Source organism: Spiroplasma endosymbiont of Danaus chrysippus, from assembly GCF_902809815.1.
Lineage (GTDB): Bacteria > Bacillota_I > Bacilli_A > Mycoplasmatales > VBWQ01 > Spiroplasma_E.
Genome location: NZ_CADDIL010000003.1, coordinates 96,377 through 122,247 on the forward strand (window position 1 = coordinate 96,377; position 25,871 = coordinate 122,247).

Genomic DNA, 25,871 nt, shown 5'->3' on the forward strand with positions numbered 1-25,871 from the left:
ATTGACATTAAATAAATAAAAATGTCTTTAAAGTTTTAAAGACATTTTTATTAAACTCATTTATTAAACAATATTATCAATTTACAAAGATAAATCTTTTTTAATAAGAAAATAATTTCCTAATGGAAATAAACCAAGAGGTACTATTAACATTATTGGATATTGTCAAGCAAAATCTAATGCTCTAACAGAAAAAAGCGGTGCTTTTGCTACTTCTGTAACACCGGGAGCGGGTGTTATATTTGGAATATCACCAAACTTAAATGGAGAATTAAATAAAGAAGCAATTGTCATATATTTAAAATATTTAAGGTATTCAAGTCCAGGCATAAAAGAGAATAATGTCATTGTTTGAAACAAAATAAATACTGTTGAAATACATGTTGCTACTGAAAGAGAAATAACTGACTTATTAAAGTAACTAATAAAAGTTCAATTAATTGATGCTCAAAGTAAAGCCAATAATATTAAACCCAAATTATATAAAACAAGATATCCAAATTCTTGAAGTTTAAAATCTTGAAATCTAATTGGAAAAATAATTAATTGAAAAACAAAAATTGAACCATATAATATTAATATTGAAGAAAGCAAAACAAAAAGTTTTGAATTTAAAATAGTTTTTCTAGACATTGGCATTGTTAATCATGAAGCTAAATAACCTTTATCAATTTCTTTAGAAACTAAAATATGATTTAAAATTAAACTAAAAGAAAAAATTAATATTAACCCCGGAATACCAAAAAAAACAAAATTAAGATAATTCATGCCACCTAATCCACCTAAACCTAATACTCCATGTTCTTCACCAATTAATGTCGTAGTTGGAGCAAGATAATCTTGTGTTAAAATGGGAGCTATTAAAATGCATAAAATTATAAAAAATAATATTAATGGAATTTTAATATTTTTAAATTGTGATTTAACAAATCTAAAATTAATCATTAAAATTTACCTCATCCTTATAAAATTTAATAAAATATTCTTCTAAACTAAATGGTAATTCTTTAAAATTATCAACTTTATAAAGTGATAATTCTTTTAAAAACTTATCAACATTAGTACTTAAAACATTCAGTTTAATAACTTTTGTTATATTATTTTTTTCAATAATATCTCATTTTTTATTTAAGAAATCATTATAATCTTTCACTGTTGAAAATTTAATTTCATAATTTTTCTTAGCAGAATTTTGTATTTCCTTAATTGATATTTCAGAAATTATTTTCCCTTTTTTAATAACAGCAACTTTATCACATATATTTTCAATTTCGCCAAAAATATGAGAACTCATAAATATTGTTGCACCTTCATTTTTAGAATTTCTAATTAAAGTATTAAACCTTTCTTGCATTAAAGGATCTAAACCTGAAGTTGGTTCATCTAAAACTAAAACTTTTGGTTTATGCATAAAAACTGAAATAATCGCTACTTTTTGTTTCATACCCTTAGACATTTTTTTAATTTTTCTTTTTGCATCAAGTTCAAAATAATTAATTAATTTTTCAACATATGCCCAAGAAATATTTTTTCTAATATTAGCTACTGTCTTTAAATAAGCAATTCCTGACATATAATCAGGCAATGTTACTTCACCAGCTAAATAGCCAAGAGATTCCATAATTTTTGCCGATTCTTTTCAACAATCATAATCTAAAATCTTTGCAAAACCAGTATCAGATTTAATAAAACCTATCATTTGTCTAATAACAGTAGTTTTTCCAGCACCATTAGGACCAATAAAACCATAAACTTCACCTTTATTGATTGAAATATTAATATCAAAACAACCAATATTTGGAGAATATTCTTTAGTTAAATTTTTTAATTGAATTATATTCATATTTTCCTCCAAACTAAACTAATTCATGAAATTATTATAAACCAAAAAGAAGAAAATATAAATAATGATATGTTTCTTTTTTATAAAAGAATCTTTAATATACTTATTTTCAAGTTTTATAAAATATTATCATTTAATTAAATTAAATAATTAAACGTTTCCTAACTCACGAAAACGAAATGAAGTTTTATTTAGTTTCTTTAACTCTCGTTTATTTAAAATATAAATAATTATTCCGGCAATTAAACCAACTAAAACACAAACGATAGCAATAATTAATAAAATTTGAATTCCCTGCAATGAATAATTTCGATGACCATCAACCACATAAGAATTATTTGGCAATTTTCCAATGGCTGAAGCGACATAATTAAATCAAGCATCTGGAGTAAAAGCAATTCAAGAAATTAATGATATTGTACTAGCATAACTATTTTTTTCCATTGGTAATTCTCCAACTTGAACAAATCTTAACGTCAATAATGCTCAACCCACACAACCAATAAACATAAAAAGTAAACACATTATAACTTGAAATAAAATTTGAACTGCTTTTGATGACTGTAAAAATCAAGCATTACCTCAACCAGGGATAACTACATATAAAGAGCATGCAATCATTCCAACTAATAATAAAAATATTAAACCCAAAACGTAAGACTTTCACTTATCAGCTCAACGACCAATTGGACTAGCAACTAAAAATATTAAACCATATGAACGAATTCCACCAAGAATAGTTACTACACCAACAGTAACACCAACTTCTGTTAAAGCATCTTTCATATAAGCTACTTAGCCCTTTTTACTAGACCATTAATTTAAAAAAAAATTGAATGTATTCGAAAAACAATTGTGTTATACAATTAACACTAATTTTGACATGAAAGGATTTTTAATAATGGATAAAATTAAACAAATAGCATTAGTAATTAACAAGTTAAATATCAAACAAAAAATTCAAATTATTGATGATAGCAAAAACCAATATTCAATTAGATATCTTTGCCAACATCTTCAACTAAACCGATCAACATATTATTTTGTAAAAAACAAACAAAACCCTATTAAAAAAGAAAAAAATCAAATTAGTAATTGTACACATAAATATCAAGAATTATGCCAACTTTTACTTGAATTTCATTTTACAAGAAAAGGACAAATTTATGGCTATTTACGAATTTTTTCAGCATTTAAAGAATGATTAAAACAATACAAACATATTATTTTAAATCTAGAATTATCAACAAAACAAATGCGAAAAATTATGAAAGATCACAATCTTCAAGGATTAAAACAAACTAAAAATAACTATCCTAAAAACAAAAAAAATCCAAATAAGTGAATACCTACAATGGATAAAGTAAACAAAGATTATAAAAGTACAACCTCTTCAAATCAAATTTGATCAATGGACACTAAACAAATAAATACTAAAGAAGGTTGATTATATCTTTTTGTAATTATTGATTTTTATTCAAATAATATTGTAAGCTATAATACATGTTCAAACAAATCCTATCAAGATTTAATCCTTCCTGCACTTGAAAAAATAAATCAACAATTCTCTTGAAACCAAGTAAAAAACGTTATTTTACACTCAGATAACGCCAACGAATTTTATTGTCAAGACATCACAAATTGAGCTGCTGATAAGCAAATAATTTTAAGCAAAAAACAACCTTATGATATTGGTGGCAATGTAATATCTGAAAACTGATTTTCTCATTTATCTCAAGAATGACTACCTAAAGGTTCAAATCAATATTTTTCTCTCAATGAAGCTATAAATGATGTAAACCAATATATTATGTTTTATAATTACGAAAGAATACATTCTAAATTTCTAAAACCACCAATTTCACAAATAAAAATTTAAAACTGTCTATCCAAAAGTGGTCCAGTATTTAGGGCTAACCACCTAATATGCAAAAGTAGACTGGAACATGTACATCCCAAAAACAAAAATACCACAAAGAGGCTTTTTAGTAATCTGTGTTTCTTTGTTTTACAAAGTACTAGTTCAGATTAATTCTGTCTTCAAATTTTATCATAAAATGAGCAATTGCTGTATTTCAATTTTGAATAGGCAATGTTCATTTTTTTGTGATATTTTCAATTGCTAAGTAAAAAATTTTAAAAACTGCCATATCATTAGGAAAAACTTTTTTATTTCTAATAACTTTTCGTAATTGGCTATTAACAGATTCAATAGCATTTGTAGTATAAATTACCCTTTTAATTTCTGCTGGATAACTAATAAAAACCATTAAATTTTCTCAATTTTTATATCAAGATTTAGCAATTTGTGGATATTGTTTATTTCATTTACTTTCAAATGATTCTAAAGCTTGCATTGCTTGTTCTTCACTACATGCTGTATAAATTGGCTTTAAATCGATAACTAGAGACTTTCGATGTTTGTATGAAACATATTTTAAGCTATTTCTAATTTGATGAACTATGCATAATTGATGTTCAGTTTTAGGATAAACTGATTGTATTGCCTCTGACATGCCTGTTAAATTATCACTACAAGCAATAAGAATATCATTTAAGCCTCGATTTTTCATTTCTGTAAAATTATTTAATCAGAATTTAGCACCTTCATTTTCACTAATTCATAAACCTAAAACATCTTTTTTACCTTCTAAATCAACTCCTAAAGCTATATAAACTGATTTGTTAATAATACGTTTATCCTGACGTACTTTAACTACGATACAATCAAAATAAATGATTGGATAAACACTATCTAATGGACGATTTTGCCATGCTTTGACATCATCAATGACATCATCAGTAATTTGACTAATTACGCTTTCGCTAATATCTGCGCCATCATATAACTCTTGCAACTGCATTCTAATATCTGATAAAGTCATACCTTTTGCATATAGTGAAAGAACTTGTTGATCAAAACCATCAAATCTTCTCTGTCTTTTTGTGATTATTACTGGTTCAAAATTACTATTACGATCTCTTGGTACATCAATTTCAATTTTACCTTGTTGAGTTATTAATTTTTTTGATGTTGTACCATTACGAACATTGTCATTATTACTGCGTTGATTTCTTTCGTGTCCTAAATAATTTTGCATCTCAGAATTCAACATTTTTTCTACCAATCGTTTAGTTAATTCTTTATATAAGCCTCCCTCTTTAAAAACTGTTGTTAAATCCTCAGTATTTTCTAATAATAAATCTACTGCTTTTGATATTGGATCATTGTTATTAAGATTATCTTTTTTAGCCATCTGTAACTCACTCTTTCTAGATATATAAATTATATTTACTAGAATTAATTAAACATAGTTATTTTTGTAAGTCACACAGATTACTAAACATTCCCAAATTTTTTCACTATATGCAAAAGGTATGACTTTATCAGATATTAGAATGCAGTTGCAAGAGTTATATGATGGCGCAGATATTAGCGAAAGCGTAATTAGTCAAATTACTGATGATGTCATTGATGATGTCAAAGCATGGCAAAATCGTCCATTAGATAGTGTTTATCCAATCATTTATTTTGATTGTATCGTAGTTAAAGTACGTCAGGATAAACGTATTATTAACAAATCAGTTTATATAGCTTTAGGAGTTGATTTAGAAGGTAAAAAAGATGTTTTAGGTTTATGAATTAGTGAAAATGAAGGTGCTAAATTCTGATTAAATAATTTTACAGAAATGAAAAATCGAGGCTTAAATGATATTCTTATTGCTTGTAGTGATAATTTAACAGGCATGTCAGAGGCAATACAATCAGTTTATCCTAAAACTGAACATCAATTATGCATAGTTCATCAAATTAGAAATAGCTTAAAATATGTTTCATACAAACATCGAAAGTCTCTAGTTATCGATTTAAAGCCAATTTATACAGCATGTAGTGAAGAACAAGCAATGCAAGCTTTAGAATCATTTGAAAGTAAATGAAATAAACAATATCCACAAATTGCTAAATCTTGATATAAAAATTGAGAAAATTTAATGGATTTTATTAGTTATCCAGCAGAAATTAAAAGGGTAATTTATACTACAAATGCTATTGAATCTGTTAATAGCCAATTACGAAAAGTTATTAGAAATAAAAAAGTTTTTCCTAATGATATGGCAGTTTTTAAAATTTTTTACTTAGCAATTGAAAATATCACAAAAAAATGAACATTGCCTATTCAAAATTGAAATACAGCAATTGCTCATTTTATGATAAAATTTGAAGACAGAATTAATCTGAACTAGTACTTTGTAAAACAAAGAAACACAGATTACTAAACATTCCCATTTTTTCTATCATTTCAAAATTCTGTGGGTATTGCTTTTCTTAAAATACCAGTTGCTGCTCTTTTTTGTTCTTCGGCATCATATTTATAATTAATTTTAACTATAAAATTTAATTCTTCTTTTACTTTACTATTTTTTGTTGGTTTAATTTTTATTTTTAATTCTTTTCCTTGTACAATATCATTAGTATTTAAAGTTTCAAATTCAATTTTGTAATCTTCATTAATAACAGCGCTAGGATAAAGATTTTTTATTTTATTAGCAATCATTTCTCTAATACTATTAGTACTATTAAATTCTTCAATTGTGGTTACCTTTGTAATAGTAAATTCACCAATAACTTCTTCTTTAGAACAAATATTATTGTTACTATTATTATTTATTTTTTCTTCTAAATCTATTTTTTCTTTTTTTATTTGTTCAAGTTCTGATTGAATTTTAATTATTTTTTCTTGAAGTTCTTTTTTTTCAAGTTCTTTTTCTAAATTTTTTTGTTTTTGTTCTAAATCTTTAATTTCTTTATCAATTTTAGCTGCTTTATCATAATCAGCATCTTTTACAAATTGTTCTTTTTCTTTAATTAAATTATTTTTATTATTTTCTAATTCACTTAACTTATCTTTAATTTCTTGACTATTAGTATTATTATTTATTTTTGCTTCTAATTCTTTAATTTGTTTATTCTTTTCTTCAATATTTTTGTTTAATTTTTCAATTTCTTTCATAGATTTATCATTATTATAGTTTAGAAGTTGATCCATTTTTTTATTAATTGTTTGTTTAAATATTGGTTGTTCTTTAATCATTTTTTTAATAGTTTCTTCTAATTTTTCAATTTTCTAGATTATTTGTTTTAAATTTTAAGTAATCATAAAATTCAGTTTTAACTTGATATTTTTTAAATATATTAATCATTTCTTTTTCTTTAATTTCTTGATTAAGTTTATTTAACTTATTTTCTGCTTCATTAACTTTATTTTCTATTTCTTGTGAAGAAGCATTATTTTCAGTTAAAGGTTCAGTTGTTTGTTGAACATTATTTTCATTTTCTAACATTTAACATTCTCCTAATCTTATCCCAATAATCAATCTTTAACTAATTGTGGCATTTCACTTATTAGTTTTTTATAATCATTAACAGCATTTTCTAATGTATTGATATCAGAAAATTTAAAACAATTATCAATATGTAAATCAAAATCTCTATCAATACTGATATCTTGTTTTCTATATTTTTCATTAAATTCAATTTTTGTCATATTATTTTTCTCCTTTATTAATTTTTTCGTTTAATTTTGCTAATTTTTTTTTGATGTTTTATAATTTTGTTATTTACTCTAACATGTTTTGGAGTTGTGATAAATCTTTTTAATAAAACAATAATTTCTCTGCAAATTAATGTTCCAACACTTGTTCCAATAATTATTAATTCATGTAAAAATTCTTTCATTTGAATATTTTCCTTTCAATTTTTAATTTTTTTAATACAAAATTAGTTATAAAAGTAATTTTTATTATTAATTTTTATCTTTTCAAAAAGGAACTAAAAATGTATTAATTAACTATTAGTAGTAAAAATAAAAGTTAAACCTTCATATTTATTACCAAAAGCAATATCCTTTGAATTTTTACCCTTTAATCCAATTTTTATATAATCATAATATTTATCACCAAATTTTTTATTGCCAGTAATAGCAATAACATTATTATAGCCACCAGCATTTAACAAATATGGTTTAAAATTATCAAAAGTTAACCAAGTAAAGGGTTTTTTTGGAATAAAATTTAACAATAGAACTAAAATATTACCAAGTAAAGGGTTTTTCACTTCTTCAGAAGGAATTCACTCTTGAAATAATTTTCAAAAATTTTTAGCTTTATCTGAATTATTTCTTAAATATTGTTCTTTTTGATTTTTTTCTTCCCTTTTAAAAGTGGCACCAGCAGTAACTAAGTCATTATAAAATCCACCACTGTCTTTTTTGTTAATTGATAAATATTGTGTTCCATTAACTAATGGTTCTAATTTTTCATTTATATAATCTTGTAATGGACTAAAATTAGCATTAAAACTACAATCTTTTACCGTAGAATTATTATAAACAGCTAAATGAATTTTAATATTAGTAGTACTAATTTTTTTTATTTCATCTTGACCATTAGTAATTTCATAAGTAATATTACTAAAATCTTCTGGAGCAGTATTAAACAAGTTACTAATATTGTCTTCAATTAATTTTTTAAAATCAAAAACATGAGTTTTATTTTCGGGTTTTAAAAAATTATTAAAATTGGGATAAGTATTATTAGCAATTAAATTTGCAGCATCTTCTAATAATTGCTGATAATCAACTGATGAATTCTGAAAAACATCACATGCACTAATATTAATACTAGTAATACTAGTAAATGCAAAAACACTTATAATTTTTAATATTTTTTTCATAATAAACTTCCTTAGATAATCACTACTTTTTTAGTATTATCTTCAAATTTTTCTTTTTTGTATTAATAATTCTATTTTTAATTTGTGAAATTTCATCGCGGTTTGTTATTTCATAAAATAAATGATAATAAATATATTTCAACTCACTAACTTTAATGTTTTGTTTTTCAACAAATATTAGAAATTGATAAATTTCATGTAAAAGTTCAAATATTTTATTTTTTTCTTCATTAGTTAATACTTTTTGTTTTAATTCATTTCGAATAATTAATGGTGCTTCTTTAACAAATAGAAAATCACTAATGATATTTTTATAATCTCAATTATAAAATATTTTAAAATCATCAACTTTAGTTTTAACATTTTTAATATTATTTAAAATAGTTTTAACATCATTTTTAACTAAACTTTGAATGAAGACTGCTAATATTAATGCTAAAGAACTAGCGGGAATAAAGTACTTTAAAACTTGATCAATGTTAATAGCACCCTTAGTAAAATTTAAAATTGAATTTTTTATAATTAAATATAAAACTTCAAAACCTAAAATGATAAATAATGATCGTTTTTCTATATCTTTTCATCAAGGATTACCAAGAATCTGATTTTTTTCTTCTAATATTTTTTCTAAAATAATATAAATAATAAAATAACAAAATCAATAAGTTAAAACAAATAATGTGGTAAAAACATTAGTAAAACAAAAAATATAAGTAATGTTTCTAGCAACATTTAATACTAATAAAGCTTTAAAAATAAAAAAATTATTTTCAAAATTTGAAATTACCTTATATTTATTTTCAATATATTTTTTCATTCAACATCTGATTTGAATAAATATTAAAGTATTACTTGCAATACAACTACTAAAAATAGCAATATATAAATAAGTTTTTAAAGTAATAATAGTTTCATCAGTAATACTAGCATTATTGAAAAAATCAAATGTTAAAATTTTATTAAAAATACTACTTTTAATTTCTCATAAAATTGCACAAATAATCAAACAAATTGTTAATAACATTCATAAGATTGTTTGCATTAAGTATTTATTGTTAAATCATTTTCAACTTGATTTTAATAATTGATAGTTATTCATAATTTTATCTACCTTATTTTTAAATTATTATTATAATAATTGCAAACTATTAACTCACATTTGTGCTTGCGTTAAATTTAAAATATCTTTACTAATCATTGCTAATAATTTATTAATAAACTTTTCAAGATTAGTAGTAGTGGGTAAAACCATTAATTTACCTTTTCCGTCATTATAAGGATTTTTTCCTAATTCATATTTTCAACTTAATGTTAATTGTTCATTTTCTATGTGAATAACTGGTAAATCCTTATTTCCTAAACTATAAGCAAATTCATTAAGTAAATTCATTACTTTTGGTTCTAAAATTAATCTTAATTTAATTTGATTATCACATTTTACTTCAAATAAATCTTCAAATAAATGTGATTCTAATTGAACTTTCTTTTTACTACGAAATTTTTTTGAAAATATATTACGTGGTGTTAATGTCATTGTAAAATTATTATTACTAATAATAGTTGTATAATAAACAAAACGTGCATAATAACAAGTAATTTTTTCTGTTTCAATAACTTGAGCAGCACTATTATATCCAGAACTTGTCTCATACATAACTTTTTGGTTAATGATACTTCCATAGTTAAAATTTTGACCATTAATACTTCCTATCATTACTTGTTCGCAATAATTATAATAATTAGGTTGTTCATCTAAAGGTAAATTACCTTGTGGTTCAATTGTTCAATAATCACTAATAGTTGTTAAATTCATTTGTGAATTATTATCTTTAATAACTCATTGATAATAGTTAATAATTGGTAGTTCTTCTATTAATTTTTCATGAATTTTAGTTTTTAATACAAAACTCTGCACTAATAAAAAGCATCCAACAATGAATCCAATAATACTAATAATGGTAAATGGTTTTTTAATAAATGATGATTTGTTAATACCAATACTAGCACCAATAGCAATTAGAGCAATTAGAGCAATAATGGTAGTAATAATTCATAAACTAATTCATAAACGATTATTTATTAATTTAATTCATCAATGATTACTACTATTATTATAGTCAGTATGAATATTATTAACAATCTCATTTACAACCTTTGGTGATAAACTATGTTTCATAATTATTCCATTCTTTTTTAATTCTTAATATAGTTTATAACTAATTTTGTTTTATAAAAAAATAGAAAAAGACTAACTATAGATGTAATAATCTATTTAGAAGTCTAAAAACCTACTATTATAAAACTAATTACATTATAACATATATATTATTAGTTTTTTTCTAAAAAATCATTAATTTCAGTAATATTAACAGATGCATTTTGTGGAGGTTTACCTGCATTACCACCATGCATATATTTTGCAGGAACTGCTACCATAAAAACTTTAGGATCGATTCGAACTATTTTTGTTTTAAAAAAATTATATTCTAATAATGACATTGTTGTCATCATCATTTTATATTCATTACCTGAATACAAACCTTTCACATTTCAAACATTACCACCACGTAAATAATTATTTCGATAAATATCATTACGGATTTGCTCTAATTCATTAGAAATAATAAAGACACTCATCAACATATATTTTGGATAAACTCTATTCATAACAAAAGCTGCTACATAAATATAAACAAGCGTTGACATAAAATAAGGTCTAACTAAAAAATTATCAACAAGACTAGTTTTCTGTAAAAAAGTTCCATCAAGAATTAAAACAATAACAACAATAATAATATTAGTATTTCTAATAATAGTAGCAATTGAATATTTACGTTTCATAGAAATATAAGTACTAATAAAATCCATACCACCACTAGATCCACCAGTTTTAAATAAAATACCAATACCAGCACCATAAATTAATCCACCTAAAGCAGCAAAAAGAAAAGTACGTGGTAAAACTAAGTGCCAATAATCTGTAGTACCTTTTAATGGCTCATTACCTAAAACTTGAAAATTTTTAAGAGCATCAATTGCTGTTAACAAAAAGTTAATTCCATTTTGAAATAACAAATAAATGATAGTATAAAGAGTAAAACGAAATCCAACCTTGAATAATCCCCAAATAATGATAGGACCATTAATAAGAAAATATACTGGATAAAATCAAAATGCTTGTGTTGTTTCTTGTTCAGTAATACTGCCATTATAAGATAAGGCAATAAATTTAGCTATTAATTGTGCAAAAGCTGATAAACCATTAGTATATAAACCAGCACGATTAATAAAATAAAAAAAGGAAACAGTTGTTAAAAAAGCACCAATAAAAATTAATAATAAATTTTTAGAAGTTATTTTTCAATTAAAGTTTTTTCATGAAGAATGGATCTCTTGTTTAACACCAATATTTTTAAAAGTAAAGGCATCAACAATTAACGGTGGCTCTTTTTCTTTATTTTTTGCTTCTGAATTATTGGACATATTAAACTCCTTTTTAACTATTAAATTGAAGTATTGTTGGAACATAATTACTATCATCATAAGGCGAAGGTAAAGACATGTCAATTAATGAATCTTGAAAACTAATCACAAAATTAACTTTAAGTTCTAATTTATTAGGACCAGAGCTTGTAACTTTTTGACCATCAATTCCTTTCATATTAATATCAACAGAATTAACATAAGGATTATTATTTAATGCTAAACTTATTCCTTCTTGAACTAAAGTTTTAGTTTTTTGAGAAAAATCAGCATATGTTTTATCAATATCAGGTTTAGTTTCTTCATCAACACTAATTGGTACTATTTGTCCTGATAATTTAGTAACATCACTAACACAACTATAAACTATGTAATAGCTTTGTGTATAAGAACATTTTATATTAAAAGTTTTTTTTATGTATTGTTCAACTTTAAAACTTTTATCATTATTTACTACTCCAACTTGATAAGTAATATTAATACTAATTCTACCGGTTGAAGTATCAACATTTCAAGTTCTTGCTTTTGTTGATTCATCTATTTTACCATTATCAATCGTAAAATAATAACATTTAGTACCTACTTCTAATTGACTATCAAATCAAGTTGGTTCTTTAATATTTGCTTTATCTAAAATTAATTTGGAAAGTGATTGTGCAAGACTGTTTTCTAATGCTTTATTTTCAATAACTTGTTCTTTTTCAGGTCTTTGACCATCAATAGGAACACCCACTGGTTTTTTAATACCAACTTTTGATAAAGTTGATTCTCAACCATTATAATTACCATTACCATTAGTAATTGCTTTTAAAATACTATCTTGTTGTTGATCAGAACAAGCTAAAACTGGTGTTACTATTCCACTACCAAAAGCAATAGTACCCATTAATGTTAAAATTTTTTTCATAATTATAATCATTCCTTAATTTAAAAAATATCATATATAAATTGTAACTTATTTTTATTATTTTGCTATACACTATCTTCAAAATCTTTATAATTAATATTAGTTTATATTAAAGGAATTGATAATATGTTTAAAATTTTATATACACTAGTTACTATTTCACTAGCCGCTTTTACTAATTTAAGCCAAGTGAAAATAAATAATTATCATCATAAAGAAATAAAATCAGAAAATACTATCCTAAATGAACAAAGTTTAACCTTAGCTTTTGAAAGTGGAAATTTTTATAATTGAAATGAAAATGATTCAACTAATTCTATTGCTGGTATTTTTACAAATTCACAAGCACAATCTTATTTATTAAAGGTGGTTAGCCCTAAATACTGGACCACTTTGGATAGACAGTTTTAAATTTTTATTTGTGAAATTGGTGGTTTTAGAAATTTAGAATGTATTCTTTCGTAATTATAAAACATAATATATTGGTTTACATCATTTATAGCTTCATTGAGAGAAAAATATTGATTTGAACCTTTAGGTAGTNAATCTTAATAACAATGATCCAATATCAAAAGCAGTAGATTTATTATTAGAAAATACTGAGGATTTAACAACAGTTTTTAAAGAGGGAGGCTTATATAAAGAATTAACTAAACGATTGGTAGAAAAAATGTTGAATTCTGAGATGCAAAATTATTTAGGACACGAAAGAAATCAACGCAGTAATAATGACAATGTTCGTAATGGTACAACATCAAAAAAATTAATAACTCAACAAGGTAAAATTGAAATTGATGTACCAAGAGATCGCAATAGTAATTTTGAACCAGTAATAATCACAAAAAGACAGAGAAGATTTGATGGTTTTGATCAACAAGTTCTTTCACTATATGCAAAAGGTATGACTTTATCAGATATTAGAATGCAGTTGCAAGAGTTATATGATGGCGCAGATATTAGCGAAAGCGTAATTAGTCAAATTACTGATGATGTCATTGATGATGTCAAAGCATGGCAAAATCGTCCATTAGATAGTGTTTATCCAATCATTTATTTTGATTGTATCGTAGTTAAAGTACGTCAGGATAAACGTATTATTAACAAATCAGTTTATATAGCTTTAGGAGTTGATTTAGAAGGTAAAAAAGATGTTTTAGGTTTATGAATTAGTGAAAATGAAGGTGCTAAATTCTGATTAAATAATTTTACAGAAATGAAAAATCGAGGCTTAAATGATATTCTTATTGCTTGTAGTGATAATTTAACAGGCATGTCAGAGGCAATACAATCAGTTTATCCTAAAACTGAACATCAATTATGCATAGTTCATCAAATTAGAAATAGCTTAAAATATGTTTCATACAAACATCGAAAGTCTCTAGTTATCGATTTAAAGCCAATTTATACAGCATGTAGTGAAGAACAAGCAATGCAAGCTTTAGAATCATTTGAAAGTAAATGAAATAAACAATATCCACAAATTGCTAAATCTTGATATAAAAATTGAGAAAATTTAATGGTTTTTATTAGTTATCCAGCAGAAATTAAAAGGGTAATTTATACTACAAATGCTATTGAATCTGTTAATAGCCAATTACGAAAAGTTATTAGAAATAAAAAAGTTTTTCCTAATGATATGGCAGTTTTTAAAATTTTTTACTTAGCAATTGAAAATATCACAAAAAATGAACATTGCCTATTCAAAATTGAAATACAGCAATTGCTCATTTTATGATAAAATTTGAAGACAGAATTAATCTGAACTAGTACTTTGTAAAACAAAGAAACACAGATTACTAAAAAGCCTCTTTTATTCTTATTGTTGTTGTTGACTTTAAAGAAATAGTTTCTTGATTTTTTACTAAAGCAATAGAAAGTGTTAGTTCATCTCCGTCTGTTAAATCATTTGGACGAGGGAATTCTCCTCTTCTTTCAAAACTTATAACATTAAATTTTGCTTTTCAACCAACTAATTGTTCAAAGTTATTAAATTTAATAGCTTTTTCAGTTCTGCTTTTGCTTATTAATGGTACTTCTGTTTTATCTTTTAATCATTTATTAACAGTTTCTTCTAATTTATAACCCGCTTGGAAATGCTCAATAGAACTTCCTTCATAAACAAATTCATTATAACTTAACTTAGCAGGACTATCACTTGCAAAAATATTAAATAAAGCATCAGTTCCAGTCATTGCTTTTACTGTATATTTATCCCCTAAATTTGTTTTACCATCTTCTTTAAAGAATTGTAAATTATATGTCCCATCACCAACTACAAGTTTTTCATCATCATTTGGTTCTACAAATTTACTAGTAGAAACTTTTATATTAGATATTTTATTTTTAATTTTAGCAACTTCCGCTGCATCAAAAGTACCATCTTCAGGTGTTGTTCCTGATGTTAATTTCTGTTGTAAAACAGATTTTAAAAAATAGAAACTGTCTTTATCTTTAGCTTTGGCTTGACCAGTAGTTGCCTCATTTTCTAATAATTTAGTAACCAAAATATCGGAATTATCAATTCAGAAAAAGGATGTATCTTTTTCTCAATCAAGTCTAATAGTTTTTAAACCGTTTCCTTCATCATTTGTTAAATTTAAATTTATTGATACTTGATCTAGTAATATTTTTACCTGATCTTCTTTGTTGTTACCACAAGCTATAACAGTAGTTACTGGTACTGTTGTTATGACACTAGCACCTAATAACTTTAATAATGTTCTCATATTCCTCATTTTTCTCTTAACCTCCTCAGTTAAATCTAGAATAGATGTGAGAAATTATCTTCAATAATCTTATGTAAAACATATTATTTTAAATAACTCACTAACACTATTATAATACATAAAAAAATTTTATGGTTTTTTTAAACCTTTAAGAGTGTATTTATAAATTATTAATAGTAAAATTAAATAAAAAACACTTATAATTTTATTTTTTAATATAATCAAAATATATTAAAAATATTTAAGATTTTAATTAAAAATTAAAATCATATTAGTATTTATTGTTATAAAGTAATATCTGAAAAAAAATAAAAATAATAAAGTATAATATTTCTATAAATAAAAAAATATAAGTTTTTGACCTATTGTTTAAGTTTTAAGCAAGTAGGTTTTTTATTTTGAAAGGGGAAAATATGAATTTAAAATCTTTACTATCTGAAATAAAAGTTGATTATAAAGAAATTATAGAAAATTTTTAGAAAAATAGAAGCAAAAAAGGAAAATATTAAATCATTATGAGATGAATTAAGTAAGTATAAACAGCAATTACAGAAAGAAAAAAGTGATGATAATATTAACCAAAAATTATTAATTATTTATAAAGTTTCTGGTTTTGTTGAAGAAATGTTGTTAAATTCTTGTCAATCAACAGAATATGATCCTCCTACTGGAAAAATAATTAGAGACAGTAAAATGAGTGAAAATTTTGTAAATGATTGAAATAATATTAATAAAATATTAGAACAAATTTTTTTACCAGAAGATGAAGTTGTAGAAATTTCAGAATTAGCAGATGATCAATTAAGTCTACTAAATAATGAACAAACGGAAACAAATCGTGAAAGTGAATGTTTTCCCAAACGATGTTTAATTTTATAAAAATGAAATAAAAATTAAAAAACTTTTCTCTAATTAGAGAAAAGTTTTAATTAACATAGTGCTTTAAATTTTACTAAAATATTGATTGAGGTAATAAAGTTCCAATACTTAACATTATTAAGGCAAAGACAGTAATACCAATAGTATATGGTCAGATTGCTCGATAAAAACTTGTTAGGGGAACTTTAGCAATGGCAAGCCCTGCCATCATTACACCTGCACTTGGTGCAAATAAATTAATTCAACCACTAGCCATAACAAAAGTAGTAATCATTCCTGAACCTAATCCTAAAGGAATTACTATTTTTGAAACAATAGGGAAAACAGCTTTTGCAAATCCTGATGTTGAAGGAATAACAAAGGCAATCAAAAGAAAAGCAAAAAAACCAATAATAACAATAGCAAATCTTGGCAATTTATCAATACTTTGCAATTGACCAACAACAACATGTTGCATTCCTGAATGTTGTAATGATCAGCCAATTCCACCAGCAACAGCAATTATTAAAGCAACACCTAATAATTCTGAAGAACCACTAATAAAATTACGAACATATTGTTCTTCGCCTTTTCAATTAATTGCTGCAATGATAATTGAAACAAAGAAAAATAAGAAAGCTAACATTTCAATATTTCAGTCACCAAATGCATTAATTTGACTTGTGAAATATGGAAAATATTTAATTAATGTATTGTGAAAATCATCAAAAATAGTTGTTCCTGTAATTTTACCTCATGGAATAATACAAAGCACCATAATTAAAAATGTTAATCCAAATAGTGCTAAAATAATTTTACGACGTTTAGTAAATTCAGGTATTTCTTCTTTATTAATAAATTCTTCATGATGCTCACTATGTAAGTGAAAAACAACTGATTTTTCAGGATTACGTTTAACACGGATTGCATATCACATAACAAAAGCAATAGTACCGATAGTTGCTAAAAATCAACAAATTAAACGTCAGATGATTCCATCACCCGGATTTAAACCACTAGCTTGTGAAGCTGTGGCAATAGCAAAGGGATTAAGTGTTGAAAACATAACACCAACACCAGCACCCAATAAAATCATTAATACAGCTGTAACAACATCAAAACCAGCAGCTAACATTGCTGGAATAATAATTAAATAGTAAGGAATAGTTTCTTCACACATTCCTTCAACTGTTCCACCAATCGATAGGATAGTCATAATTGAAGGAATAATTCAAATTTCTTTTCCGTTTAGACGTTTAACTAAACGACCAATTCCTGCATCTAGTGCACCTGATTTCATAACTATGCCAATATATCCACCAATTACTAAAACAAAAACAATAATATCACTGCTACCAATGAAACCTTTAATTGGAGCCAAAAATAAGTCCATGATACCTAATGGTCCACCGTCTTGTCAGGGGTTATCAGTGCTTACAGGCTTTGATTCATCTTCTAATCATTTACCTGTTGTTCCTGGAATCCAAGAAATAATAATAATTAGAGCAATAATAAAGAATAAGACTGTAATTGCTGTTGGCATTTTAAATGGAAATAAACGAAATTTTTTCTTTTTGGTAATTCCCATATATGATTAATACCTCCTTCTTTATTTTTTTAAAAGTATTATTATATAATACACTATTTATCATGTAGAATAAAAGATGTTTAAGCTTATTTTTTAAAATAACTTATTAAAAAAGTAGTATTTTTATTTAAGTAACATTATTATAATAATAATAGTTTTTAAAAAATGTTATTTTTTTATTAGTATTATTTGAAAATTTAATTAAATATTAGTAGTATTTTAAAATAAAATTAGTTATTATAAATTACATATATTTTTTTTAATTTTTTTTATTTTTTTTGATTTTATTGACTATTTCATTAATTAATGAAATCACTTTAAAGGTATATAATTATTATAATTGAAAGGAGAATATTATGTTAAAACTTTTTAAGAAAAAAGAAAGGACAAATCATAAATTAACTTTATCAGAATTAGTCTGGTTTGGTTTTAATTATACTGTTGGAATTACTTTTACTGCTAACTTTGCAATTTTAATTAATAAAGATAGTTTAAATTTAGGTTCTCATATGATTTGAATTTTTTTAGTAGAAGGATTAATTGCAGGAACTTGTGCTTGAGCTTTCTCAAGACTTTCAAGAGTACATCCGGGTAATAATGGTGCTGCTTATATTTATGTTAGAAGTAGTTATGGTCGCTTCTGAGGTTGATTAATTTCTTTTTTACAGTATGCTACTTTACCTGTTATAGTTAGTTCACAAATTGTATCAATGATTAGAATTAATTTTACTGATCCATCTTCTTTTTTATATGCTAATTGAGGAGTATGACAACATTTAGGATTAGATTTGATTGGAATTCTAATTTATGGTTTAGCTTCTTGTGTATTATTTTTAGGAATGGCTGCATTTAAAAAATTTGTGAATATTTCTAGTTATTTAAAATGAGGAACAACTTTTTTATTAATCATAGCAACTATTATATTATTTGTGATGGCAGGAACTTCAAATTGAGATATGACTACTTCTCATCAAGAATTAACTGCCAATAACTTTTCACAAGCTTTTGCCATGTGTTTCTTTTTCTTTTTAGGATTTGAAACCTATTCAACAATTGGTAAAAATGTTAGAAATCCTGAAAAAAATATTAGTCGTTCATTAATTATTGTTATGATTTTATCTACTATTTTTTATATGGCAGTAACAATCCTTATGATTGGTGCTGTTGCTGGTAATTTTTCAGATAATCCCAACTTAAGTATTTTTAAAATTTTAGGTGATAAAGCTCATGCACAATGATTAGGAATAATTGGTATCCTTGTAATGTTAATTTGTACTATTTCATTAAAGTCTAATGCTGGAATGCAAAATGCTTTATATAGTGGTGCTATTTTAGAACCATTATCTGTTGAGGGGTATATTTCACCTAAATATAAAGAATTATCAAAAGATAACATTCCATTTAAAGCTTCTAGATTAAATTTAATTATTACTTTTTCTTCAGCTTTTGTATGATTAATTTTACCTGATATTATTGGAGTAATAGTTGATACGTTACATCCTGTTTATAAGGATGGACAATTAGTTTTAAGTTCGATTGTTAATTATGGAACATTAACTGCTGAAGCCGGTATTATTATGGTTATTATTTATGTTTTTGTACTTTCCATTGCAATTAAACTGTCTATAGAAAAGAAATTGAAAAAAAATATTTTTGAAATTATTATTTGACTTGCAGCAACACTTTTCTTAGTTTGACAATTTGAAGAATGATTAAGATCTTTAATCAATGGTTTAATTTCGGGTGCAAGTCTTATTGGTAAAGGTGGAACTGATACTACAAAAGGAATATCTGATATAACTTCTAATGTTTTACAATTAGTTTATTTAATTGCTAGCATTGCGTTTGCTCTAATTTGATACTTTGCTTATTATAAACCAATGCAAAGAAAAAGAATGCTTACAAATCCTAAATTACAAGAAGAATTGGATAGCGAATTTAGAGTGAAAGATGATTGACCTTTTGTTGCAAAAAATCTACAAAATGAAATTGAAAATTATTTAGTACGTAATGTTTTAATTAATGGTGATGATAAAAACCCTAATTATACGATTGCTAAAAATGTACGTAAAGAATTATTGATGTCAGAAGGCGAATGGCGTGAAGACGAAGAATAAAAAAAGTTTAAAAATGTATTGGTTATTATAACCAATACATTTTTAGTATTTATTATTTTTGACAAATTTTTATAGTAATATTAAAGGTGTTAATAATGAATATTTTTTATATTATTATAAAGTATATTGATGGTAGAAAGCAAAATATGATGTATAATGTTAATTGGATTCATTTCAATATTATGTTTAGAAGCAATTCTAAATTGTGGTTATTGTATTTGTAGTTCAAAAGTCATATTATTGGAGGTACTATATATGAATATGAAAAATATATTAAGATTAATGGGTGCATTAACATTAACAACAGCGGCTACTACTTCAGTTGTTGCTTGTGGTGATAAAGCTGGTGTAGCCATGAACGTAGAAGTATCAAAACAATTAGGGTTAACAGATGATAAAGGAGAAGGGGTACAAACAGTTTCACTTGATACAACTGTCAAGGATAATGTTACTTGAACTATTGATGCTTTAAAAACACCAATTAAAGTTAGTGCTCTATTAAAAGATGATGGTTCAGCTGCTAATCAAGCATGTGCTGATTTTCTTACTGGTAAATTAAAACAAACAGCTACAGATGGAAAATTTAATAAAGAAGAATTAGATAAAATTACTGGTGCAGTTACTGATTTTAAACCAGAATTAGCTAAAATGAATGATGGTAAAGATTATGCTATTACTGGTGGTACTTTTAACTTCCAATTTAAAAAAGGTGAAGAGGCACTTGGTGATGTTTATGGCATTAAGTTAAAAGCTGATAAAACAAAAGGTGTTATTGCTACTGCTCTTACTGCAATAGCTGCTGAAATTAAAATAACAGATACTGATGTCACTACAAATTCAAAAATTATGTTTGTAGATGGTACTACAATTCCAGAAACTGCAAAAAAACCAGGAGAACCAATACTAATTAAAGGAGAATCAGATCAAGTAAAACAGTTTACTGCTTTAAATACTCTAACTGCTTTAAAAATTGGGGCAAATTTAGGAACAATTACTCATGCTGATGAAGTTTGAGCTGCTGGTGATAAATTAGAAATAACTTATAAAACTGGTGATGTTACTTTTGAAGCAAAAACTGAATTAACACTTGCATAATTTTATAAAATAAAAATAAAATACTCCTTTTAAATTAAAAGGAGTATTTTATTTTTAAAAAATGTTTATTTTTCATATTTTTAAACATTATAAACATATAGTATATAATAAATATTCGAGAACTTATTATACGATGTTATATTAAAAAAAGTAACTAAGTTATTGATTTATAGTTATTATAATAAGTTTAAAGAATATTATTGGAGGTATATGTGAATATGAAAAATATATTAAGATTAATGGGTGCCCTTGCATTAACAGTAGGAGCAACTCCTTCAGTTGTTGCGTGTGCGGTAATAATGGTTCAAATATCCCTAATAATCCGCAATTAAATGGGAAATATGCAGAATTATTAGGATGATATAGTGATGAAAATACAAGTATAATTGATGAAGTAATAAATTTTGATAATCTTGGAACTTGTATTATCACTGCTGACTCTACTAATCTTATTAAAGATAATTTGTTTAAAGAAAAGTTATTAGTTGAAGGTTCTACTGATGGTAAATGGAAAGCAAAAGATGCTGATGCTGTAACCTTTTTAAGAGAATTGGGATTTACATCTGGTAATCAAGATAATGATTACTCAGAACCCGATGTTGATGCTATTACCAATTTAATTGTGCTACTTGCTACTTAGCCCTTTTAATGATGGTGAACCCGCATTTTTACAGTTACATTTTGATAGTGTTATTCTTGCGCAAAAAATGGTTGTTGGAACTCCAGGTAAATAATAAATTTTCTAATTAATATAAATTAAATTTAAATCTATAATAAAATATATTATTTTATTATAGATTTACTTTATTTCTAAATAATTTAGTTGTAAAATTAAATAAGAACTAATACTTGATTTTTTAATTTTTTAAATCTCTTTTTATTTATTTAAATTGAAAAAGGATTTATTTTATTTAAAGGTGGTAATCAAATGGCAAACAAATCATATTATGTTAATGATAACAATCAATTAAAAAATTATAAAATAGAAAAATATAAAGTTGATAATGATTTTAAAATTTTATATAAAGTAACAACAACTTATAATGATACTGAACACAAAATTTTAAAATCAATACCAATTGAAGAGTTGGATAATAATACTGTTGATTCTTTTTTTATGTTGATCAAACAAAAGCAATGTGATAATTTTGCTGTGTATTATGAAAATAATTATGATATTAAAAAAATTAATGATTTGATTACTAATCAAGAACTAAATTTTACATTTGAACAATTAGATTTTTTAAAGCAATTTTTTATTAGTATTAAAAATGTTACTATTACTATATTTGATATGCGTATTAAGCCAATTATAAATAATACTGTTGATATTACTAGTAGTAATAATGGTATTAGTAATACTTTTCATTCTAAACCACGAATTTTAAATTAATATTTTTTTACAATTTAATTTTAGAAAAAAATATCAAAATAAAAACTAAATATTACTTAATTATAATTAGGTTTTACTGATTAAATATTCCCATATTATCATTTTTATCTCATGATCCAATTCTATTTGTAATAATTTTTATACCTTGGACTTGTGATAAAGTTTTAAAAAATTGATTAATTTCTTCAAAATGTTCAATTATTATTGAAATTGCTGTAGTATAATCTGATTCTAAAATACCACCAGCAAACCCAGTCTCATCTTTTTTAGTAAAATCAATAATAATGTTATAAAATAATTTTTGAAAATTACTTTGATTTTCATCATTATATATTTGTTCCATATTCAAAAAAATATCATAGCTAATTTTTATAATTATTCAATCGTGAGCAGCAAAACGATATGTTACTTCAAATTGATTTTCATTATTGAATGTTTGTTTATTACAAATTTCTTTAAAATTCATTTCATTAACTAAGCATTTATAAGGATAATTTTTTTAGTTAATACATAAATATTATCTTTATCATCAAATTTTACATTTGTAATAGATCTTGCTAATCCTGTCATTTGTTTAAATTCCATTTCATTAGTTAAACACTTATAGATTCCATTTTTAAATCAATCATAAGTGTTATTATTTTTATCAAATAATAAAGTACACGGCATGCCTGGTCATCCTAATATACGTTTAAATTCCATTTCATTAGCTAAACATTTATAAATATGACCATCAATATCTATTAGATAAATATTATTATTTTTATCAATTGATATGCTTCTTGGTGTGTAATTATCTTCTATTGTCATTTTTTTAATTTCATTTTGTTGGATAGACATTTATAAACACCATCAGTTTGTACAACATAAATATTGTTTTCACTATCAAATACTATATTATTTATCTGAATGTTATTATTATTATTTATTAATAAAATTTCTTTAAATTGAGTTTCATTAGCTAAGCATTTATAAAATTTATTATGTAAGTTTAATATATAAATATTATTTTTACTATCAACTCTCAGATCAACGCTACTGTTTATAATATTTTTTGTCGGTAAACCATTTAATTCTATAAAACTATTTTTTTCAAATAAATATTTATAAACAATTGTTGTATTATTATTTCAGTTTTTACTTAATACATAAATATTTCCAATATTATCAACAGCAAAACGGTATGATTCAATATTATAGTTATTATTTATTTCTGTTTTATAGTCAATTAAAGTAAATTCATTTTCATTAGCTAAAAGTTTATAAATTATTTTATTATGATAATCATTATATTCAGTTGTTAAAGCATAAACATTATTTTTTGAAAAAAGTAAATATATTCTAAAATTATCTGCTTGACTTAAATAGATACCTCATATTTTTTTAAATTCATTTTTATTGACTAGACATTTATAAATGCCATTAGTTTTTAAAGCATAAATATTATCTTTTGCGTCAAGTTTTAAACTTATTATTAATTCATTTATGCCTTTCATTTTTATGAATGTATTTTTATCATTAGTATATTTATAAATACCATCATTAGTTATTGAATATATTTCACCTTTATTATTTTTATATAAATCAGAAAAAATAAAATCATTATTGCTTTGATGAACATTATTTTTTTTAAAACAATCATTTTGTAATGTGATTGTGCTTAAGTTAAAATTACTAATACAATTTTCGATAGTTATTGTAAATGCTAAGGTAGTTAATATTGTTAATATTTTTTTCATTAAAAATCTCCTTTTTGTTTTTTTCTATAACTTTTATAATAATAGGTTATTTTATATTTTAAAAACGCAAAAAAGAAAATGCAATAAAACTATCTAAAAACTAAAAAATAGTTTAATAGTAATTTTTAAATCTTGAAAATTATAAAAAAAATATGTAATTAAAATTTTATTATTTATATTAGTTTTTTAATAATTAATTAGCGAAATATTTGGTCAATAACTCCAGCACCAAGACAAATATCACCATCATAAAAAACAGCGGTTTGACCTGGCGTAATAGCACGTATCTTCTCTGAAAATTCAACCTTAATTTCATCATTATTAACAAAGTTAATAATAACAGCAACATCAGATTGACGATAGCGAAATTTTGCATTACATTTTAAAGTGTTTTTTAATGTACTATTATTAATTCAATTCAATGATTTAACAGTACAACCGCTATTCATTAGTCATTTATTTTCATTATCATTAGCAACATAAAGGATATTATTAGTAATATCTTTTTCAACAACAAAATACGGAACTTTCATTCCTGAAAGATTAATACCTTTTCTTTGGCCAAGTGTATAGTAGTAAACACCATTGTGATTACCAATAGTAGTTTTGGTATTAATATCAACAATTTTGCCAGGATTAGCTGGTAAATAATTTGTTAAAAATGTTTGAAAATTACGATTACCAATAAAACATATGCCAGTAGAATCTTTTTTTGTTGCTGTTGGTAAATTATATTTTTTTGCTAATTCCCTAACTTCAGTTTTAGTTTTATTACCTAAAGGAAATAAACTATATTTTAATTGTTTTTGTATTAATTGACATAAAAAATAACTTTGATCTTTATTATCATCAATTCCTTTTAATAACTGATATTGTTTAGTAATTGGATTGTAGTTAATTCGTGCATAGTGCCCCATTGCAATATAATCTGCTTGTAAATTTTTTTGTGCATATTTTAAAAAAGCATCGAATTTAATATATTTGTTACATAGAATATCGGGATTAGGAGTACGACTTTTTTTAAATTCTTCAAGAAAATAAGTAAAAACATTATCTCAATATTCCTTAACAAAATCAATTCTTTCTAATTTAATATTTAATTTTTGGCAAACAGTTAAAGCATCAAGATAATCTTGTTCTTGTGGACAAATATCTTGATTATTGTTACCTTGTAAATCATTATTTAAAAGTGAATCTCAATTACGCATAAAAAGACCAATAACTTCATGGCCTTCTGCTTGTAAAAGTGCTGCTGTTACTGATGAATCAACACCACCACTCATACCAACAACAATGCGTTTTTTTTCTGTCATTTTATTACTCCTTAATACTTTTCATAAATGCTTAATAATTGTAACAAATATATAATAAATACCCAAATAAATATTT

26 protein-coding genes and 2 pseudogenes are annotated in these 25,871 nt (G+C 24.1%); 9 read left to right on the forward strand and 19 right to left on the reverse strand.

Annotated features, from left to right (window positions below):
- Positions 1-81: 81 nt before the first annotated feature.
- From SPIRDC1_RS04180 to SPIRDC1_RS04190, 3 genes are all read right to left on the reverse strand, one after another.
- On the reverse strand, positions 82-945 hold the full coding sequence (locus SPIRDC1_RS04180) for an ABC transporter permease subunit (RefSeq protein WP_174480687.1): 864 nt from the start codon (positions 943-945) through the stop codon (positions 82-84).
- A complete protein-coding gene (locus SPIRDC1_RS04185; protein ID WP_174480688.1) occupies positions 938-1,843 on the reverse strand; it encodes an ABC transporter ATP-binding protein in 906 nt (301 codons plus the stop codon). The genes SPIRDC1_RS04180 and SPIRDC1_RS04185 overlap by 8 nt, the downstream gene beginning before the upstream one ends.
- Before the next feature lie 150 nt (positions 1,844-1,993).
- Complete coding sequence (locus SPIRDC1_RS04190) at positions 1,994-2,629, reverse strand: hypothetical protein (protein ID WP_174480689.1); 636 nt, start codon at positions 2,627-2,629, stop codon at positions 1,994-1,996.
- A gap of 97 nt (positions 2,630-2,726) precedes the next feature.
- Here SPIRDC1_RS04190 and SPIRDC1_RS04195 point away from each other — a divergent pair, with 97 nt between their 5' ends.
- On the forward strand, positions 2,727-3,722 hold the full coding sequence (locus tag SPIRDC1_RS04195) for an IS3 family transposase (RefSeq protein WP_174479968.1): 996 nt from the start codon (positions 2,727-2,729) through the stop codon (positions 3,720-3,722).
- Between the two features lie 139 nt (positions 3,723-3,861).
- Here the strand turns inward: SPIRDC1_RS04195 and SPIRDC1_RS04200 are convergent, their stop codons facing one another.
- The gene (locus tag SPIRDC1_RS04200) at positions 3,862-5,100 is read right to left on the reverse strand and encodes an IS256 family transposase (RefSeq protein WP_174479940.1); all 1,239 of its coding nucleotides are present in this window, start codon (positions 5,098-5,100) and stop codon (positions 3,862-3,864) included.
- 94 nt (positions 5,101-5,194) lie between these two features.
- On the opposite strand from SPIRDC1_RS04200, the pseudogene SPIRDC1_RS04205 reads away from it, so the two are divergent.
- A pseudogene (locus SPIRDC1_RS04205) lies at positions 5,195-6,088 on the forward strand (IS256 family transposase); the annotation flags it as partial.
- Between the two features lie 29 nt (positions 6,089-6,117).
- Here SPIRDC1_RS04205 and SPIRDC1_RS04210 read toward each other — a convergent pair.
- The 9 genes from SPIRDC1_RS04210 to SPIRDC1_RS04250 all read right to left on the reverse strand — a co-directional run bounded on the left by SPIRDC1_RS04210 (position 6,118) and on the right by SPIRDC1_RS04250 (position 12,966).
- Positions 6,118-6,936, reverse strand: coding sequence for a hypothetical protein (locus SPIRDC1_RS04210; RefSeq protein WP_174480690.1), 819 nt, complete (start codon positions 6,934-6,936; stop codon positions 6,118-6,120).
- A gap of 4 nt (positions 6,937-6,940) precedes the next feature.
- Positions 6,941-7,186 (reverse strand): hypothetical protein, encoded by a 246-nt coding sequence (locus SPIRDC1_RS04215; RefSeq protein ID WP_174480691.1) that lies wholly within the window; start codon positions 7,184-7,186, stop codon positions 6,941-6,943.
- Positions 7,187-7,203: 17 nt separating this feature from the next.
- Positions 7,204-7,389: a hypothetical protein gene (locus SPIRDC1_RS04220; protein ID WP_174480219.1), complete on the reverse strand. Its 186-nt coding sequence runs from the start codon at positions 7,387-7,389 to the stop codon at positions 7,204-7,206.
- A 17-nt stretch (positions 7,390-7,406) separates the two neighbouring features.
- Complete coding sequence (locus SPIRDC1_RS04225; protein ID WP_174480692.1) at positions 7,407-7,580, reverse strand: hypothetical protein; 174 nt, start codon at positions 7,578-7,580, stop codon at positions 7,407-7,409.
- Between the two features lie 108 nt (positions 7,581-7,688).
- On the reverse strand, positions 7,689-8,576 hold the full coding sequence (locus SPIRDC1_RS04230; RefSeq protein WP_174480693.1) for a hypothetical protein: 888 nt from the start codon (positions 8,574-8,576) through the stop codon (positions 7,689-7,691).
- Between the two features lie 22 nt (positions 8,577-8,598).
- Complete coding sequence (locus SPIRDC1_RS04235; RefSeq protein ID WP_174480694.1) at positions 8,599-9,618, reverse strand: hypothetical protein; 1,020 nt, start codon at positions 9,616-9,618, stop codon at positions 8,599-8,601.
- Between the two features lie 87 nt (positions 9,619-9,705).
- Positions 9,706-10,752: a DUF3137 domain-containing protein gene (locus SPIRDC1_RS04240; protein WP_174480695.1), complete on the reverse strand. Its 1,047-nt coding sequence runs from the start codon at positions 10,750-10,752 to the stop codon at positions 9,706-9,708.
- Positions 10,753-10,904: 152 nt separating this feature from the next.
- Positions 10,905-12,059 (reverse strand): YitT family protein, encoded by a 1,155-nt coding sequence (locus SPIRDC1_RS04245; RefSeq protein ID WP_174480696.1) that lies wholly within the window; start codon positions 12,057-12,059, stop codon positions 10,905-10,907.
- A 13-nt stretch (positions 12,060-12,072) separates the two neighbouring features.
- Positions 12,073-12,966 (reverse strand): hypothetical protein, encoded by an 894-nt coding sequence (locus tag SPIRDC1_RS04250; protein ID WP_174480697.1) that lies wholly within the window; start codon positions 12,964-12,966, stop codon positions 12,073-12,075.
- A 126-nt stretch (positions 12,967-13,092) separates the two neighbouring features.
- Between SPIRDC1_RS04250 and SPIRDC1_RS04255 the strand changes: the two genes are divergently transcribed.
- Positions 13,093-13,377, forward strand: coding sequence for a hypothetical protein (locus tag SPIRDC1_RS04255; RefSeq protein ID WP_174480698.1), 285 nt, complete (start codon positions 13,093-13,095; stop codon positions 13,375-13,377).
- Positions 13,378-13,531: 154 nt separating this feature from the next.
- Positions 13,532-14,733, forward strand: a pseudogene (locus tag SPIRDC1_RS04260) (IS256 family transposase).
- Positions 14,734-14,762: 29 nt separating this feature from the next.
- Here SPIRDC1_RS04260 and SPIRDC1_RS04265 read toward each other — a convergent pair.
- On the reverse strand, positions 14,763-15,701 hold the full coding sequence (locus SPIRDC1_RS04265; protein WP_174480699.1) for a hypothetical protein: 939 nt from the start codon (positions 15,699-15,701) through the stop codon (positions 14,763-14,765).
- A 684-nt stretch (positions 15,702-16,385) separates the two neighbouring features.
- Between SPIRDC1_RS04265 and SPIRDC1_RS04270 the strand changes: the two genes are divergently transcribed.
- Positions 16,386-16,571 carry a hypothetical protein gene (locus tag SPIRDC1_RS04270; protein ID WP_174480700.1) on the forward strand — a complete coding sequence of 62 codons (186 nt, stop codon included), beginning with the start codon at positions 16,386-16,388 and terminating at the stop codon, positions 16,569-16,571.
- Positions 16,572-16,644: 73 nt separating this feature from the next.
- Here the strand turns inward: SPIRDC1_RS04270 and SPIRDC1_RS04275 are convergent, their stop codons facing one another.
- Positions 16,645-18,138, reverse strand: coding sequence for a YfcC family protein (locus tag SPIRDC1_RS04275; RefSeq protein ID WP_174480701.1), 1,494 nt, complete (start codon positions 18,136-18,138; stop codon positions 16,645-16,647).
- 356 nt (positions 18,139-18,494) lie between these two features.
- On the opposite strand from SPIRDC1_RS04275, the gene SPIRDC1_RS04280 reads away from it, so the two are divergent.
- From SPIRDC1_RS04280 to SPIRDC1_RS04295, 4 genes are all read left to right on the forward strand, one after another.
- Positions 18,495-20,255: an APC family permease gene (locus tag SPIRDC1_RS04280; protein ID WP_174480702.1), complete on the forward strand. Its 1,761-nt coding sequence runs from the start codon at positions 18,495-18,497 to the stop codon at positions 20,253-20,255.
- A 255-nt stretch (positions 20,256-20,510) separates the two neighbouring features.
- Positions 20,511-21,350 (forward strand): hypothetical protein, encoded by an 840-nt coding sequence (locus tag SPIRDC1_RS04285; protein ID WP_174480703.1) that lies wholly within the window; start codon positions 20,511-20,513, stop codon positions 21,348-21,350.
- A 286-nt stretch (positions 21,351-21,636) separates the two neighbouring features.
- On the forward strand, positions 21,637-21,990 hold the full coding sequence (locus SPIRDC1_RS04290) for a hypothetical protein (protein ID WP_174480704.1): 354 nt from the start codon (positions 21,637-21,639) through the stop codon (positions 21,988-21,990).
- Positions 21,991-22,278: 288 nt separating this feature from the next.
- A complete protein-coding gene (locus tag SPIRDC1_RS04295) occupies positions 22,279-22,743 on the forward strand; it encodes a hypothetical protein (protein ID WP_174480705.1) in 465 nt (154 codons plus the stop codon).
- A gap of 73 nt (positions 22,744-22,816) precedes the next feature.
- Here the strand turns inward: SPIRDC1_RS04295 and SPIRDC1_RS04300 are convergent, their stop codons facing one another.
- The 4 genes from SPIRDC1_RS04300 to mnmA all read right to left on the reverse strand — a co-directional run bounded on the left by SPIRDC1_RS04300 (position 22,817) and on the right by mnmA (position 25,795).
- Positions 22,817-23,209 carry a hypothetical protein gene (locus SPIRDC1_RS04300; protein ID WP_174480706.1) on the reverse strand — a complete coding sequence of 131 codons (393 nt, stop codon included), beginning with the start codon at positions 23,207-23,209 and terminating at the stop codon, positions 22,817-22,819.
- A gap of 8 nt (positions 23,210-23,217) precedes the next feature.
- Positions 23,218-23,553 carry an NHL repeat-containing protein gene (locus tag SPIRDC1_RS04305; protein ID WP_174480707.1) on the reverse strand — a complete coding sequence of 112 codons (336 nt, stop codon included), beginning with the start codon at positions 23,551-23,553 and terminating at the stop codon, positions 23,218-23,220.
- The gene (locus tag SPIRDC1_RS04310) at positions 23,544-24,482 is read right to left on the reverse strand and encodes a ligand-binding sensor domain-containing protein (RefSeq protein WP_174480708.1); all 939 of its coding nucleotides are present in this window, start codon (positions 24,480-24,482) and stop codon (positions 23,544-23,546) included. The genes SPIRDC1_RS04305 and SPIRDC1_RS04310 overlap by 10 nt, the downstream gene beginning before the upstream one ends.
- A gap of 197 nt (positions 24,483-24,679) precedes the next feature.
- Complete coding sequence (gene mnmA / locus SPIRDC1_RS04315; protein WP_174480709.1) at positions 24,680-25,795, reverse strand: tRNA 2-thiouridine(34) synthase MnmA; 1,116 nt, start codon at positions 25,793-25,795, stop codon at positions 24,680-24,682.
- Positions 25,796-25,871: the final 76 nt, after the last annotated feature.